This is a genomic window from Clostridium sp. CX1 (assembly GCF_025398335.1).
Lineage (GTDB): Bacteria > Bacillota > Clostridia > Clostridiales > Clostridiaceae > Clostridium_AM > Clostridium_AM tanneri.
In genome coordinates this window covers 69,494-86,429 of record NZ_JAODOO010000002.1, presented here as the reverse complement: position 1 = coordinate 86,429, position 16,936 = coordinate 69,494, and the positions used below count along the sequence as shown (strand labels likewise).

Annotated in this window: 14 protein-coding genes; 6 read left to right on the top strand and 8 right to left on the bottom strand. The window is 31.6% G+C overall.

The features are described from left to right. Positions 1 to 20 precede the first annotated feature (20 nt). Positions 21 to 959 (top strand): dipeptidase, encoded by a 939-nt coding sequence (locus N4T77_RS02210; protein WP_261670098.1) that lies wholly within the window; start codon positions 21 to 23, stop codon positions 957 to 959. Between the two features lie 70 nt (positions 960 to 1,029). Here N4T77_RS02210 and N4T77_RS02205 read toward each other — a convergent pair whose 3' ends face one another. The 3 genes from N4T77_RS02205 to N4T77_RS02195 form a co-directional block, all read right to left on the bottom strand. Then, positions 1,030 to 1,926, bottom strand: coding sequence for an HD domain-containing protein (locus tag N4T77_RS02205; protein ID WP_261670097.1), 897 nt, complete (start codon positions 1,924 to 1,926; stop codon positions 1,030 to 1,032). A gap of 146 nt (positions 1,927 to 2,072) precedes the next feature. Continuing rightward, a complete protein-coding gene (locus tag N4T77_RS02200; RefSeq protein ID WP_261670096.1) occupies positions 2,073 to 2,822 on the bottom strand; it encodes a flagellar motor protein MotB in 750 nt (249 codons plus the stop codon). Between the two features lie 607 nt (positions 2,823 to 3,429). After that, positions 3,430 to 3,822: a zinc ribbon domain-containing protein gene (locus N4T77_RS02195; RefSeq protein ID WP_261670095.1), complete on the bottom strand. Its 393-nt coding sequence runs from the start codon at positions 3,820 to 3,822 to the stop codon at positions 3,430 to 3,432. Between the two features lie 246 nt (positions 3,823 to 4,068). On the opposite strand from N4T77_RS02195, the gene iadA reads away from it, so the two are divergent. After that, positions 4,069 to 5,259 carry a beta-aspartyl-peptidase gene (iadA, locus tag N4T77_RS02190; RefSeq protein ID WP_261670094.1) on the top strand — a complete coding sequence of 397 codons (1,191 nt, stop codon included), beginning with the start codon at positions 4,069 to 4,071 and terminating at the stop codon, positions 5,257 to 5,259. 74 nt (positions 5,260 to 5,333) lie between these two features. Here iadA and N4T77_RS02185 read toward each other — a convergent pair whose 3' ends face one another. Both N4T77_RS02185 and N4T77_RS02180 read right to left on the bottom strand, forming a co-directional pair. Further along, entirely contained in the window at positions 5,334 to 5,816 is a 483-nt protein-coding gene (locus tag N4T77_RS02185) for a hypothetical protein (protein WP_261670093.1), read from the bottom strand. Between the two features lie 277 nt (positions 5,817 to 6,093). Beyond that, positions 6,094 to 6,900, bottom strand: coding sequence for an ATP-binding protein (locus tag N4T77_RS02180; RefSeq protein ID WP_261670092.1), 807 nt, complete (start codon positions 6,898 to 6,900; stop codon positions 6,094 to 6,096). A gap of 137 nt (positions 6,901 to 7,037) precedes the next feature. On the opposite strand from N4T77_RS02180, the gene N4T77_RS02175 reads away from it, so the two are divergent. Continuing rightward, positions 7,038 to 7,718: a Crp/Fnr family transcriptional regulator gene (locus tag N4T77_RS02175; protein ID WP_261670091.1), complete on the top strand. Its 681-nt coding sequence runs from the start codon at positions 7,038 to 7,040 to the stop codon at positions 7,716 to 7,718. Positions 7,719 to 7,911: 193 nt separating this feature from the next. Here N4T77_RS02175 and N4T77_RS02170 read toward each other — a convergent pair whose 3' ends face one another. After that, positions 7,912 to 10,218, bottom strand: coding sequence for an ABC transporter substrate binding protein (locus tag N4T77_RS02170; RefSeq protein ID WP_261670090.1), 2,307 nt, complete (start codon positions 10,216 to 10,218; stop codon positions 7,912 to 7,914). A gap of 241 nt (positions 10,219 to 10,459) precedes the next feature. Here N4T77_RS02170 and N4T77_RS02165 point away from each other — a divergent pair, with 241 nt between their 5' ends. After that, the gene (locus tag N4T77_RS02165) at positions 10,460 to 11,242 is read left to right on the top strand and encodes a methyl-accepting chemotaxis protein (RefSeq protein WP_396125083.1); all 783 of its coding nucleotides are present in this window, start codon (positions 10,460 to 10,462) and stop codon (positions 11,240 to 11,242) included. 80 nt (positions 11,243 to 11,322) lie between these two features. Here N4T77_RS02165 and N4T77_RS02160 read toward each other — a convergent pair whose 3' ends face one another. After that, positions 11,323 to 12,753 (bottom strand): MFS transporter, encoded by a 1,431-nt coding sequence (locus N4T77_RS02160; RefSeq protein WP_261670088.1) that lies wholly within the window; start codon positions 12,751 to 12,753, stop codon positions 11,323 to 11,325. Between the two features lie 327 nt (positions 12,754 to 13,080). Here N4T77_RS02160 and feoB point away from each other — a divergent pair, with 327 nt between their 5' ends. Next, complete coding sequence (gene feoB / locus N4T77_RS02155) at positions 13,081 to 14,850, top strand: ferrous iron transport protein B (RefSeq protein ID WP_261670087.1); 1,770 nt, start codon at positions 13,081 to 13,083, stop codon at positions 14,848 to 14,850. Next, a complete protein-coding gene (locus N4T77_RS02150; protein WP_261670086.1) occupies positions 14,840 to 15,031 on the top strand; it encodes a FeoB-associated Cys-rich membrane protein in 192 nt (63 codons plus the stop codon). Before feoB ends, N4T77_RS02150 begins: the two co-directional genes overlap by 11 nt. Positions 15,032 to 15,069: 38 nt before the next feature. Here N4T77_RS02150 and N4T77_RS02145 read toward each other — a convergent pair whose 3' ends face one another. Continuing rightward, on the bottom strand, positions 15,070 to 16,779 hold the full coding sequence (locus N4T77_RS02145; protein WP_261670085.1) for a trypsin-like peptidase domain-containing protein: 1,710 nt from the start codon (positions 16,777 to 16,779) through the stop codon (positions 15,070 to 15,072). Positions 16,780 to 16,936 lie beyond the last annotated feature (157 nt).

Below are 16,936 nucleotides of genomic sequence, written 5' to 3'. Positions count from 1 at the left end.
GACCTTTAGGAGGTTAGATTATGAATTTAATAGATTTTCACTGTGATACTATATATGAGCTTTTAAAACGTGGAGATGAATCAGGTCTCTTAAGAAACAACTTAAGCGTAGACATTGATAAAATGAAAAAAGGAAACTCTCTAGCTCAATTTTTCGCTTTATATATTGATCAAAAGCAAACTGAAAATCCCCTGGACAGCTGTCTAAAAATGCTTGATAAGTTTTACTTAGAACTAGATAAAAATAAAAGCAGTATAGCAATTGCAAAAAACTATAGAGACTTAAATAGAAATAAAAATAATGGAAAAATATCTGCTTTTTTAACTATTGAAGGTGGCGACGCTCTTAATGGAAGCTTATACAATCTGAGAAACTTCTATAGATTAGGTGTGAGGTTGATAACTCTTACTTGGAACTTTCCTAATGAAATAGGCTATCCTAACTGTAAGCCAGAATTTGTATATAGAGGCTTAACATCCTTTGGACAAGAAGTAGTTCGTGAAATGAATAATCTGTCCATGATTATAGATGTATCTCATTTGTCTGATAAGGGTTTTTATGATGTTGCTAGACTGTCTAAAAAACCCTTTGTAGCCTCCCACTCTAATGCCCGTTCTATAACTAATCACCCTAGAAATCTTACAGATGAAATGATTAAAATTCTAGCAGAAAAAGGTGGAGTTATGGGCATAAATTTTGAAAAATCTTTTTTAGGAGATAACATTCCTGCAACAGTTTCTGATATAATAACCCATATTAAACATATTAAAAAAATTGGTGGCATCGATATCATAGCAATCGGTTCTGATTTTGACGGAGTAGATCTACCTAGTGAAATTACTAATATATCAGAAATGGATAAGCTATTCCATGGATTGAGTAAAAATGGTTTTTCAGAAGATGAAATAGAAAAAATATTTTATAAAAATATTTTGAGAGTTATTAGAGAGGTTTTATAAATTTTTTTAATTATCTCCTTTCCATAAATAAAAATCCAAATGAAGGCTAGCCTCATTTGGATTTTATATTTTAAATATAAATTTTACCCTCAATTCTTCTATCATATTCTGACCAAGTATTAGGAGCTGCTCCTTTTTTAATCTGTGAAATCTTATTTAAAAAAGCATCTGCTTGATCTGCTAAGTTTACAATATGCGCTTCCTCCGTATTAGGTTTTTTTGGTGAGCCGTATTCCAGTTTACCATGATGCTGAACTATACATCCCTTTACTCTTTCTTTAAAATCTTCACTATAAAAATTATCATCGGCTTTAAAAGCTTCTTCTACCATCCTCACTCCGATTACTATATGTCCTTCCATTTCTCCAGCTAAAGTGAAGGAAAAAGGTCCTTCCACAAAATATTCCTCTGTTTTACCTATATCATGAAGCTTTGCTGATAGTAGTGCAATTTCTTTGTTTCTGACATCATATCTATAGGCTAGCATTTTAGTAATATACATTACGTTTAAGGTATGTTCTGCTAATCCACCAATATAATTATGATGCTGACTTACTCCACCTATACCTTTCTTGAATTTTTCTAGAAAAACAGGATTATTAAAAAAATATTCATTTAGCGCTATAGCTTCCTTGCTTTTAAATTCTTCCTTAGATATCTCGTCTATTTCTCTCATAATATCCTCTATTGGTCTTTCAACATAAGGGAGATAATCTTCCAGTGAAAATTCAGATATTCTTTCAAAGCTTTTAATTTCTAATATATTAGATAATGTTCCTTTTACCCTTATTACATTGCCTACTTTTAATATATCTTCCTTATCTTCAATAGAAGCCTTTGTATCTCCACTTCTATCTCCTAAAATCACTATGCTTTTATTACCGTCACGATAGAGCTTTTTCAATATCATAAAAGTAGAATCTACGCTCTCTCCAGCTTTTACCTCTTTCATATATATTTTTTTCAATATGAATTACCCTCCTTAAAGTTCGTCTTTTATCAGTAATATTATGTAGCTTTTTTAATAAAGTTATTAAAAAACCAGTATTTTAGATGTTAATTAAAAATGGTATATAAAAAAAACACTACGTACCGCCGCAGTGTTAGTATACTTTATTGATTCTTATTATTTTCAACTTCATTAAATTTTGTATTCACTATTACAATGTCTACTCTTCTATTTTTGCTTCTCCCAACCTCATTGTCATTAGATGCCTTTGGTCTATTTTCTCCATAACCAGTAGCCCCTATTTTATCAGCTTTTATTCCACAGTTATTTATTAAAAACTCAGTGACATTGCTAGCTCTTATAACGGAAAGCTGCCAATTTGAAGCAAACTGATAATTGTTTATTGGAACATTATCAGTATGTCCTTCAACTCTTATAAAGTTGTTTCCTAAGGTAGTAAGCATCCTTCCTACCTCAATAACCTTTTTCTCAAACTCAGGTCTAATAACGGCGGTGCCGCTATCAAATAGCACTGAATCCTTGAAACTTATTACTAATCCTCTATCTTCAATGGTGGTTTCTATATCCCCACTTAGATTATTTTCTTTAATATACTTATCTATTTTCTCCTTTAACTCCTGAAGCTTTACTTTTTCCCCTGGCTCAATATTTTCTACAATATTAGGTGGATTTTCACTAGCTGTAGCTGGAATACTTCCCATATCAATAATACTGCTATTTGGCGAGCCCATAGACTGGTTTAGGCTGATTGCAAGCTGCTTGTATTTCTCTTTATCCACGTTGCTTATGGCAAACATCAAGATGAAAAAGGCCGCTAAAAGAGTAATTAAATCCAAATAGGTAAGCATCCATCGTTCCAGATTAGGTCCACTCTCTTCCTTTTTCCTTTTCATAGTTTTACCCCCTATTTATATTGTTAGTATAATTTTCGCATTAATTTAAAGAAACTTAAAGACATTATTGAATTTTTTTCCATAAAAGTATTAATATCAAAGAAACTGTTGAATATTAATAGTTAGTATTTTTAAGGTTACTACTAAATTATTTTCATACCATATTTTTATTGACAGTGGATAAATTAAATAATATAATAAAATAAAGATACAGATACCCCGTATGGGTAAGGAGGTTGGATTATGAATATTTTATTTGATGATAATACAAAAAACGCCTTATTAGAAAGTTTAGAAAAACAAAATAAAAGTGGCGTTAGACTTATGGTAAAAGGCTTTGGATGAGGTGGCCCAGTTCTAGGTGCTGCTCTGGATGAGCCACAAGCTGATGATGAAGTTCATACTATAGATGATATTAAATTTATAATTGAACCTGATAGTTCTTATCTCTTTGATGGTGCTAAAATAGTCTATACAAAGGGACTTTTCGGAAAGAGTTTTAATGTTATACCTTTTGGTGGAAATAACGGATGTTAAGGGAAGCGGCCTATAGGCCGCTTCTTAAATTGTTTAAAAATCTACATAGAATGCTTATAGGACTATCCCATTAACTTAATTGTCTTTTTCCACAGTATGGGCAGTATTCAAAATTTGCCTCTATTTCTTCTCCACAACTTTTACATCTATGCTTATTATTATAAGTACCATAGTATGGTATGTTAACATTATTTAAATCCCAATAGGTAATTGCAGTATCATCCCCTTCTTCAGCCCTTATTCCCTTTTCCTTTGGAATTTCATAAATTGTATTGCAACCATTACATATTAAGTAATATCTTATATTCCACTTAAACATAGGTATAAAAAAGAAATGAAAAAAACTATACTGTTTGAATAGAACTAATTCTGAACTATTTGAGCAATTTTTACAGGATAAGTTTTTTATAGTTTTTATCTCTTTTTGCTTATCCTCTATCCCAAAAACTCCAACAAAAAACATACTGTATCACCCTTTCTGTAACTTATTAAAAAACCACTGTAATATCTACAAACTTAATTCCGATTAATATTTTAGCATATCTTTTCTATTTTACACATAATTTTAATATATTAAATGTATAACTTTATCTTTACATAATCTTATCTCTACTCTTTAGGAATAATAGTTCTCGCATATAAAAAGTAAAACTTGGCAAAAATACCTATGAATTATAACTCATTTACAAATATCAAAGGAGATGAAACAATGCTTCTAATAAAAAATGTAGAGGTCTTTTCACCTAAGTCTTTAGGCAGAAATAATATATTAATTAGCTTTGATAAAATAGTCTATTTATCTTCAGAAATAAACCTTCCAACTAAAAACTTTCCCGAAATTCAAATAATAGATGGTAATGGTTTAATAGCTGTGCCAGGATTAATCGATTTGCATGTGCATATCACAGGCGGTGGTGGTGAAGGTGGTTTTGCAACAAGAACCCCAGAATTGAATTTAACAGACTTTACCTTAAGCGGAGTTACTACTTGTATAGGCTTACTTGGCACTGATGGTAGTACAAGAAGTATGGGAAATCTATTAGCTAAAGCTAGAGGTCTTGAAGAAGAAGGGTTAAGTACCCTTTGCTGGACCGGTTGCTACCAAATGCCTACTAGAACAATAACAGACAGTGCAAGAACGGATATTATCTTCGTAGATAAAATAATTGGTGTTGGCGAAATTGCTATTTCTGATCATAGAGGCAGTCACCCTTCAGACTATGATTTAATCCACTTAGCTAGTGAAGCTAGAGTTGGTGGAATGATTGCTGGCAAATGTGGTATCTTACATATTCACGTTGGCGATGGAAAAAATGGACTCACTCCAGTCTTTGATATTGCTAGCGAATCAGAAATTCCCCTTGAAAACTTACTGCCTACTCATGTAAATAGAAATAGTCTTGTCTACAAACAATCAGTAGAATACGCTAAGAGTGGAGGGTTTGTAGACATAACAACGGGAATAAAACCAGGCGGTGATGATGCAGTTAGTGCGGCAGAAGTGTATAAAACCATGCTTAATGAAGGTATATCTCCTTACAATATTACTATGAGTTCCGATGCCGGAGGAAGTATGCCAATATTTGATGAAAATGGCAAACTTCTAAAAATTACAACTGAACTACCCTCTGCCAACTTAGATATTATCAAGGAATGTGTATCAGATAAGGATTTATCTATTGAAGAGGCACTTATTCCTTTAACCTCTTCTCCAGCAAAGCTTTTAAAGCTAAACAATAAAGGTATAATTGGAGAAGGCTATGATGCTGACTTAATTTTAATGGATAATAAATTTAAAATACATACAGTTCTATGTAAAGGACGAATAATGGTGAATAACTATAAACCTGTTGTCTATGGTAATTTTGAAAATCGGACTTCTCAAAACATCAATGGTTAACTCTGATTTAATATAAAACAAAGATAGAAGGTTATTTTTAACATATGTCTAATAACCTTCTATCTTTTTATATTTTAACTATTATTGCGTTTTTGACCTTGTTGATTTTGTTGATTTTGTTGCCCCTGCTGTCCTTGCTGTCCCATTTGGTTTAATTGTCCTTGAACTTGGTCTATAAGCTGGTTAGCCTGTGTAAGTGCAGTGTTTGCTTGTATTTGATCATTAGCTTCATTTAAAGCCTGCATAGCCTGTTGAATTGTTGATTGTAATTGTTGCTGAACTTGCTGCTGCTGTTGTTGCGCACGGTTTCTAAGTCCTTCTATCTCCTGTGTAAGCTGACTTGATATTTGTTGATTATTCTGTGGTTGAGACTGACCCTGGTTATCAGATGAATTCTTTTTATCCTTTATAACATTTCCTAAAGTAGATTTAATTTCACTTAGAGTATGTTCCAAAGAGTCCTGTTGATTTTTAACAGTGCTTAGTTCCCTTGCAACTTCTGCATCTGCCTTTTTTTCGTAAAAGTTTTTTAAAATTTCCCTGTTTTTTTCGTCCATTATTCTTTTCCTCCTTGTTTACTAAATAGTTAAGCACAAAAGTATTTTTTCCTCCTTAAATATATATATACCGTATTTACTAAATAAGATATTGCCAATATATAAAAAAAGTTGTAAACATAAACGAAAAGGAAAATATTCATCAAATTATGTACATAAAAAGCACTCTCAAATTCTATTTAAGAATTGATAGTGCTTTCTTTAATTATATAAATTAAATATAAAAATTTTTCATGGTTATTCTATATACAAAAGATTCTCATACCCATACTATAACTTATAGTATATTTCCATCAGTGGATATAGTTACTTCTCTATAAGGAACAATAGTTTGAGCATCAAGCATAGCTTTCTTTACCGCATTTACAATACCTGCACAGCAAGGAACTTCCATTCTTACTACTGTTATACTTTTCAAATCATTTACTTTAATAATCTCTGCTAGCTTTTCTTCATAGTATTTAATATCATCTAACTTAGGACATCCTATAACTGTAATATGATTTTTTATAAATTCTTTATGAAAATCTGCAAAGGCATAAGCAGTACAATCTGCAGCAACTAATAAATTAGCTCCTTTAAGATATGGTGCTTGTGTATTTATAAGTCTTAATTGAACTGGCCACTGATTTAATTCAGATGTTGAAGTACTATCAGTTGATACCTTCTTCATTGGTTTTATATCTGATAATACATTTAAAGACTTTCTTTCAATCTTTTTTGCAGAAGTTCCAGGACAGCCACAATCTAATTTTGTCTCTTCTACAGGATTTTTTCTCTCTATCTTTTTAGCCATTGTTCCAGGGCAACCACAAGGTAAACTATTTTCTTTTACAGCCTGTTTTTTCTCAGCTATTTTTTTCATAACCAATTCCTCATTGTATTCTAAACTTTCTCTTTCGATAATCTTTATTGCATCTGTAGGACATTCTGGCAGACAATCTCCTAACCCGTCACAGTATTCATCACTGATAAGCACAGCTTTACCATCTCTAAGCTCTATAGCTCCTTCATGACAGGCATGGACACATAGTCCACAACCATTACATTTTTTTTCATCTATATCTACAATTCTTCTTATCATAATTGTTCCCTCCACTTGTATTAATAACTTTATTATAATAAAATACAAATATAAATTCAGTAACAGATGTTACACTATTATATTTTAAGACCTATAATTCTTTTGTCAAGTAAACTTAATATCAGGAGGTACTTTCTATGAAGGAAATAATAAATATACTTAAAAATTGTATTTTGATGAAGGGGTTTTCCGAAAAATCTATAGAGGAAACGCTAGTAAATATTAATTATAGTTTAAACAATTTTAATAAAGGAGAAGTTATAGCTCTTGAAGGCTCTCACTGCTCAAGTATCGGCATAGTGATAAAAGGTACTGTGGAAGTTCAGAGAATTTATGGATCAGGCAAAACAATTACAATGTCTAAATTAGAAGTTGGAAACATATTTGGTGAGGTTATAATATTTTCAAATAAAAATACTTACCCAGCAACCATATTAGCCTCAGAACAATGCCAAATTATGTTTATATCAAAGGATAACATATTGAAATTATGCAGTATAAATTCTGATTTCTTAAGTAATTTTATGACACTTTTATCTAACAAAATTCTTATGCTAAACAAGAAACTAAGAAATATATCTTATCAGACTATAAGACAGAAAGTTGCATCATATATTTTAGACCAATATAAAATTGAAAATAAGCTAACCTTTTCTCTAAAGTGCACAAAAAAAGAAATGGCGGAACAGCTTGGTATTCCAAGACCCTCTCTCTCTAGAGAATTGATTAGTATGAAGGAGGAAGGAATAATAGATTTTGAAAGGAATTTAATCACAATAGTAGATTTAGACTTTCTTGAAGACATTTTAATTAACTAACAGCATTAAGTCTTAATCATATATATATCCTCAGGTTATTCTCTTAAGAGTTCCAGAGGTTCAATGAAAATGGAAAACACCAAAACTTTTTAAGAACTGATTTATTTTTTTAATAATAGCACTATGAATACACTTAAAATTCATAGTGCTATTATAGTTTCACAGTGTATAATAATTGCAAAGACTATGCTTCCTACTCCTTATAAATATCAGAAAACTCTATAGTCACTCTTTCATCAAAATTTTTATTACTATTCTCTTCAAAAGCTACCGCACACTCTTCTTCCGCCAGCTCTGTAACTGGAAGCTCTATAATAAACTCACTTCCACTGCCATAACTGCTCTTAACAGAAACTCTTCCACCATGCATCTCTACAAAAGCCTTTACTAAGGATAACCCTATTCCACTTCCCTCTCTGTTTCTTGAAAGAGACTTGTCTACCTGTTTAAACCTCTCAAAAATTATTTGAAGCTTATCCTCAGGAATACCTATTCCTGTGTCCTTAACAGAAATGGTAATATAATCAACTTTGTCATAAATATTTACACAAATAAAATCCCCTGGATTTGTAAACTTTACAGCATTTGAGAGTAGATTTAGTACTATTCTTTCTATTTTATCTGAATCACAAAATAGAAATTTTTCTTCAACCTCTGTATCAAAAATAAGTTTTATATTTTTGTCTTCTATATAGTCAGCTACAGACAAAGTTATATCTTCCACTAGACTTACTATGTTACGCCTTGCAAAGTTAGGCTGGATGTAATTAGAATCCACTTTGGTTATATCAATTAAATTGCTAATTAGCCTTAGCAATCTAAAACAATTTTGTTTCATTATATCTATATATTTATATCCTTTTTTATCAAATTCTTCTCCCTTCCTATGGTATAATTCCCATAGTTGAATTGCACTTAATAAAACATTTAATGGGGTTCTAAGTTCGTGAGAAATATTAGAAAAAAATTCAGTTTTTATTTTATCATATTCAAGAGTCTCTAGTAGTCTCTTACTATCTGTTATGTCTCTTTCTACTGTAAGTACCATATTCTCTCCCTTATAAGGAAAAGAAGTAGTTGATATTTCCACATCTATAATAGTTCCATTTTTTCTCATTATTTTTCCTTCTCTTAATACTGTACTATTATAGTTATTATCTATTTTCCTCAGCTGATGAGGATTTCCAATGCTGGAGGGTATAAAATCAGCTAAGGATTTTTCTAACAACTGATCATAGCTTTCCACTCCGAAAAGTCTTAATGACGCTTTATTAGCTAGCTTTATAATACCATCTTTATTCACCAAAATGGCGTCTGGAGATAATTCAAAAAGCTTTCTATACTGTTCTTCTCTCTCTCTTAGAAGATATTCCGATTTCTTGCGCTCAGCTATGTTAAATACTAATACGTAGTTACCTATAATAGATATTATGATTAAAACAAGCAGCCCATATAAAACATATGTTTTAGGTATATTGTATCTAGTACTTGGTTTACCTACAATAATACTACTAGTAGGTAAATCTTGCGCTTTAATATTAAACTTTCTCATAGCATTATAGTCAAACATGTATCTACTCTCAGATTCTCGTATTATAGGCAAATTTTTTATACTTTGTCCTTTTAAAATCTCCCCTGCTAACCCTCCAGCCTTCTCTCCTTGATATTTGCCGCTTGTAATTGCACCTCCTAATACACCTGTATTTAAGTTAAATTCCCATAGAGTATATACCGGTACCGGTGAGTATTTTGCAACAATTTCCGCAAATTCCTTAGAAGGTATATATTTGCCATGACTTTCTTCTATTATACCCATTAGCAGTACTACAGTATCTTTTTCTGCACTAGACAATGTTTTTTTTATATCAGACATATTAGAGCAGTAGTAAAACATAAAATCTAAATTTTTATAGTTAGGAATAACTTTATGTAATTGTAAAACTTCCTGCATGCCGGTAGTGGTAGTATCTGCTAAAACAATTACTTTTTTTACCCTAGGATTAAGCCTTAAAGCAGCGTCTATTGTGTTTTTAAAATCTAAATTTTCTACTATACCTGTATATAGGGTTTTTCCTTTTATACTATCTTCACTAAAATTGTTAATGCCACAAAATACTACTGGTGTTTTAGGAAAAAGACTTTCTCTATATTTAAGAAGAAAATTCAAGGCATCATTGTCACTACAAATTATCACATCATATTTTCTGTCGTTATATTTATACTTATAAAATTCATATAATTTTCCATAGTATTCTTCACTCCACTTTCTTTTACCATCCATATATTCTATATCAATAAAAAGTTTTTCTTTGTTATATTTTATAGATTCTTTTATTGACTGTACAATTTCACCTGTCCACTGGAAGCTTTCGTTATAGGAATTCAATATAAGCACATATTTTTTCTCACCTTCAGCTGCAAGGGATTTTTGCTGAGCCAAAAAAAATGTACTTATCATGAAAAACATTACTGTAAATAAATATCTCTTCTTTTTTGTCATTTATATAATTCCCCCAAAGCATATTTTTTCTAAAAATTGACTTTACTTCTATATATTATATCATTTTTCATATAATTGCACCTAATTAAACTTATAAAAACCTTTTTAATAGTAAAAATTATTGTGGTATTATATATATAACTATATGGAATACAGACATTAATATTTAATTCATACTAAGGGGGGAATAATTGTGGAAGAACTAAGAATAGAAAGTAAACTCCAGCAGGCTTTTAATGAAATGATGCCCTACATGCAGGATTTTTTTGAAGATGAAATCGCTTTTACCATGTCTTCAACTGAACATTTTATAAAGGTAGTAAATAGTAAAAATATTAATATGAATGCTAAACCTGGAGACCCTTTAAGACCAGGTGGAGCAGCTTATGAATGCATTAAAGCCAAAAAGACACTATCTCTTATAGTGCCAAAGGAAGTATTTGGAGTAGAAATCAAGGCCACCGGAATTCCGGTAAAAGATGAAAAGGGAGTTATAATTGGAAGTATAGTTCTAGTTAAAAGTTTAAAAAGACATTATGAGATTCTAAAGCTGTCTAAAATCTTGTCAGAAGCTATTGAAGATATTTCAAAAGTTTCTAGCTTGATATCTTCTGGAATAGAGGCTGCTGTCCAAGCAAATGATACGGTGCTATATGAAGTTGAAGAAGCTGCTCATAATGCAAAAAACACAGATGAAGTTCTTAGCTTTGTAAAAAATATTGCCTCGCAAACAAATCTCCTAGGCCTCAATGCTGCCATAGAAGCCTCTAGAGCTGGAGAACAGGGAAAAGGTTTTTCTGTGGTAGCCAAAGAAATACGAAAGCTATCCAGTTCAAGCAACAAATCCATTAATGAAATTAATAGTACACTAACAAAAATCGAAAAATCCGTAAATAATATTTCTCATAGCATAACTTCAACTACAGATACCTTTAAAGAACAGCTTTCTCAAATTCAGCAAATGGATGCTGCAATACATAATTTAAATTCTATGGCTGCTAAGCTAATGGATCTAACTGAATAAGATCTACAATATTATGCTAAGTCCTATATTAATTTCTTTAAAAGTATTGTTAATTACCTTTCAATGCTGCACTAAGTACTTTAGTGCAGCACAAGCTGTGTTCTTTTCTTATCTCTTATTCTAAAAATAGTAAGTGTCATTCCTAAAATACATAAGGCAGCTGCTGAAAGATATACAAATTTCATAGCATGAATAAACACATCCGGTCTTCCTGGCACAAAGTTTATAACCTTATACCCTACTTCCCAACTCATTCTGTTATAAAGTAATGCTACAGAAAAAGCTATTCCAAACACCATGCCCATATTTCTTACCAGTGCATTAATACTTCCTACAATGCCAAGTTTACTGCGGTGGACCAAAGACATTACTATAGAATTATTTGGTGACTGAAATATACCATTTCCCAGGCCTAAAATTGCTATTCTGCTTGCTATCTGCAGATAAGTTGCTTCGGTGTTTAAAAATCCTATTAAAATAAGACCTATAGTGGTAATGGTAAGACCTATGAAAGTTAAAACTTCGCTTCCTATACGGTCAGACAAATACCCACTTATTGGAGCTGCTATACCTGCGCATATAGGAAAAACCATCATAAGTACACCAGCTCTTCCCGGAGATATCTTCATAACGTATTGTAAATAGAAAGGATGTATTATGTTATTGCAAAATATAACCATAAAAGATATAAAGGCACAAATTATACTTACATTAAAAAGTTTATTGTTAAATATAGAAAAATCCAGCATAGGATTATCTTGTTTTTTCTCTACAGTGTAAAAAGCTATAAAGCAAATTGCTGCCAGTGTAAAACTGGTTATGATATATCTATTTGTCCAACCTATCTTTTCACCACTAAGCATCGCCCAAAATAAAGCTACTATAGCTACTATAAACAGTACAGCACCTTTAAAATCAAATTGATTTGTATTTTCTTTTAAGTTTTCCTTAGGAAGTATTTTTTTCCCTAGTACAAAGGCTATTATGCCAATTGGCACATTTATCAGAAAAATAGATTCCCAATTTATAGCCTGAACCATAATTCCTCCTAAAGGTGGTCCCATCATCGTTCCTATTGCTACAGTAGTACCAGATAACCCTAGAGCCCTGCCTCTTTCCTTTGCCGGAAAGGTTGCTGCAATAATCCCTTGGTTAGAAGACATAGTCATAGCAGCTCCAATTGCTTGAATAATTCTGGAAAATATTAAAAATTCAATAGTTGTTGAAATTCCGCATAAAAGTGAGCCTATAGAAAATACAACAAATCCATACTGAAAAACTCTTGTTTTTCCAATTATATCCGCTATTCTTCCAAAAATTAAAACCAACGCAGAAATTACTATTAGGTAGCTGGTTACTACCCATTGTATTGTATTAATTCCAACACTTAACTTTTCAGCCATATCTGGAAGAGCTACATTTACAATACTGCTATCTAAAGTTGCCATAAAGGGTCCTAGTAAAACCACTGATAATATTCTCCATCTATTTTGATAAATCTCATGACTCATATGTATTCTTCCTCCCGTCTATAAAAAACTTTATAACCTATTATAACAAATATAAAAAGAGGATAACAAATTACTTCAAAGCTAGTTGTAATTTTGTCTTTTGTTCAATTAGTTTTAACATTAATTATTGAAGGTATCCTTTTCATTAAATAAAATATAAAACCTTTCATCTAATGGTACTAGAAATTGATCTTGTATAGTAGCAATAAGCGTAAGGTTAACGTATAATAATAGATATAAAGGAAAATACTTGATTATTCTTTATATCTATCTTAGATAAATTTGAAATCATTATATTATTTAAAACTTATAAATAAGGAGAAAAGTATGACTGTTTGTGCTTTAATTGGTAATCCTAATGTAGGTCAGGAGACTTTTTTCAACAAAATAGCAGAGTTGCAGCAAAAGTCTGAAGAAGATGGAAATTCCAAGATCCAAAAACAAGAAGGGTATATAGACAAAAATACTAAAATAGTAGCTTTCCCTGGAATTTATTCTTTAAACACAAATTCAAAAACAGAAGAGATATTTAACAATTATATAGAGAAAAATAAGGTTGATTTAATAATAAATGTTGTTAACGCTGCTAGTATAGAGAGAAACCTTTACCTAACACTACAGCTTACAGAACTTAACATACCAATGGTGCTAATTTTAACTATGTTAGATAAAGCATCTAAAAATGGCATTCATATAGACAGCGGCATGTTGTCTAATGCACTTGGTATACCAGTTATTATTGCAGATAAATCAGACAAAGATACGATAGCTCACATACATAAATATATTAAGAGCAATGAATTTATTTTCCCTAAAACCTTAACTAAAGACCTACACACTGAAAAAGATACCTATAAATATATTGAGCAACTGCTAAGTTCCTGTGTAAAACTTGATAAACATAAAATTGAAAAGCCCACGGAAATTATAGATAGAATTGTTTTAAATAAGTACCTTGCTTATCCCCTTTTTATAGGTATTATTTATTTAATTTTTAAGATAGTATTTTCATGGGTTGGTACTCCACTTTCAGATATTCTAAGGAGTTTACTTTTCGATTATACTATACCTTTGCTCAATAAGCTTTTGTATTATCAAAGTCCATGGTTTAAGTCTCTTTTAATAGATGGAATACTATCTGGTATTAGTTCTGTGTTAGTGTTTCTTCCTGTTATACTGACTCTTTTTTCTCTGCTTTCCTTTCTAGAGGACAGTGGATATATGAGCAGAGCTGCTTTTTTAATGGATAGGATAATGTATATGGGAGGAGTATCTGGAAAGTCGTTCATACCAATGATATTAGGTTTTGGTTGTTCCGTACCTGCTTTAATGGCAGCTAAAAATATAGAAGATAAAAGAGAGCGCAATATTACCGCCCTACTTATACCTTTAATGTCCTGTAATGCGAAACTTCCTGTGTACATGCTTTTTGCTACTATATTTTTTCAGGGCAAAGAAATTATACTTCTTGCATTTATGTATTCTACTGGCGTAATTTTAGCTTTTCTTTTGAGTTTAATATTGAAACTTCTAGTTAAGGAAAAAGATTATGAACCCTATATTGATGAATTGCCGGAATATACAATGCCTAATTCAAAATTACTTTTTATACATACCTGGGAAAAAGGAAAGGGATTCCTAAAAAAGATTGGTACTATTATCTTTTCTATGTCCATTATAACCTGGGTATTGTCTAATTTTAATTTACATGGTATGGTAAATATCAACGAAAGCTTTCTGGCTTTTATTGGGAAACTAATATCTCCTGTTTTTATTCCCTTAGGTTTTGGAAATTGGCAAAACTCTGTATCATTGTTAACTGGTCTAATGGGAAAGGAAGTTATTGCAGGTACCTTAGGTGTTTTATACGGTGGTAATCTTTCCATAACTATTACTGAATATTTTAGTCCGATGTCCGCTTTAAGCTTTGTAATCTTTATCCTTTTATATACTCCCTGTGCCTCAACAATAATTACTATGAAGAAGGAATTTGGCACTAAAATGACTTTAATCTCAATACTTTATCAGTTTGCCGCCGCTTGGGTAGTTTCATTTTTATTTTATAATATAGGAATGAGGTATTTTTATGGGTCTTAAAGAACTTGGGGAAGTTGCTGTTGCCGGTGCTGTAGTTTTTTATGCCTTCTACACAATATATAAAATTATAAAAAATCGTAATGACAACTGCAGTGGATGTGGCAGCTGCTCCAGGATGTGTCCTCAATATCATCGCAGAAAAGAAACTAACGATAAAACTGATACAAAAAAAACTGACTAAGGCGGTAGTTTTTCTACCGCCTTAGTAACTTCTTCTACTTACTCTAGCCATACTTCAAATAAATACTCTTTCTTTCCTAAATAAAAACTATCTCCAGACTTCAATTCTTTTTCTGATTGGGAATCTATTCTCTCTCCTGAACCTAAGAATGTGCCGCTAGTTGAAGAGCAGTCTCCTAGAACAAAAATCTGCTTTTCAGAATTGTAAGCTATAATGCAGTGCTTTCTACCGATTTCGATACAGTCCGGTGGAAATACTAAGTTACAAAGCCTAGGATCTCTTCCTATAACAATAGAACCCTCTCCAAATTCTTTAACAGCACCTTCAATTGGACCAGATATAACATATAATTTTGCTTTAATGTTTTCACCTGTGCTCTGTTTCTGCAATTGAGGCTTATTTATTAAATCTTCATTTGCCCCAGTAGAACTGCTAGCAATATTTTCTGATTCTTGATTTTTTTCAAATTCCTTGTTAGCTATATTCTCTTCCCTCACAGCTTCTTTCTTTCTGAAAAAACCAAAGTAAACTAATGCTGCTATACATAATACTGCCAATCCATCTGTAGCAAAAGCGATACTTTTATACTTTGACCATAATATCTTGCTCTGTGAACTCTTTTGTTGACATTCCGATATAAACTTTTTAATTTCTGAGTGATTTGAATTAAGTCTCTGTACTGCCTCAAATTTTGTTAAAGCGTCCTTATAATACCCTGCCCAGTACAGCTGAAGGCCTTCCTTATAAAGTTTATTTATGTCTCCTTCCTCATTCTTAGCTCCGGCCTGATTTACGAATTCCTTTACAGTATTTACTGGCACTACAAAATTGAATCCTTGAGTCTCCTTTGAGTTATTTTCACTCCTAAAGGTTAGAAGTCCTACCACATTTCCATCATCATTTATCACTGGACCACCACTGTTTCCATGGGTAGCTGCTGCATTTATTTGAAGTACTGGTGCTCCCTGAGTAGACTTCTTATCCGTAGCTGAAACTTTTCCATCTGTTATAGAAACTACAAGTATGGATTCTTTTGATAAAAGCTGAGAATCTGCTGCTGCAGGATAGCCAAATACCCATACATTGCTTTGAAGCTGAACCTTTTCCGAATCTCCAAGCAATATGGATGGAAGATTTGTTTTTTCGATTTTTATAACAGCAACATCTTTTCCCTCGCCAACTGGTGCTCCATAACTTTTTATTTCTCCATCTAAGAAGTCTCCTCCACCTGGAAGAATAACCTTTATTACCTTCTCCAAAGCTTCTGCTTTTAAGTGACTTTCTAGATAAGTAGCTAAGGCCTCTGGTTTAAAGTTGACTCCATACTTAGAGCTAAAAAGTTGTGAAATCTCTACACTCATCTGAGCTATTTCTCTTTTTATTATCTGAGTATTATCCAGTTTAGCTACTTCTACTACATGTGCATTTGTAATTATATACCCATTTGGATTTATAATTGTACCAGAACCTGCGCCAAGGTCTAAGGTTTTGTAATCATAGGCCTTTAAGTATTCCATAATTGCAGAATCTAAATAGTAAAAGTAGTAATCATAATCAGGAGTATACTTCCATTGAATAAGTGCACCACTAACAATACGAACAACTGCCGGTTTGCTATACTCTGCTATCTGCTGAGCCTTAGATATTCTTGAAATATCCGGTTTTTTACTAACAAGCATTAGGGAAGCTCCTATATACACAACAAAAACAATAATAATGGAAATAGATAAAATTTTTTTCCTTTTCATAGATTCACTCCTCTAATTAATAATATGTAAGCTATTTAGAAGTTCCTCTACAAATCAAGGTTAACTTTTATCAAATAAAAATTGCTACTCAATTTATTATACTTACTTTTATTAGTTTTGTTACAATTATTTAACATAAAATTAATACTTTTCTTAT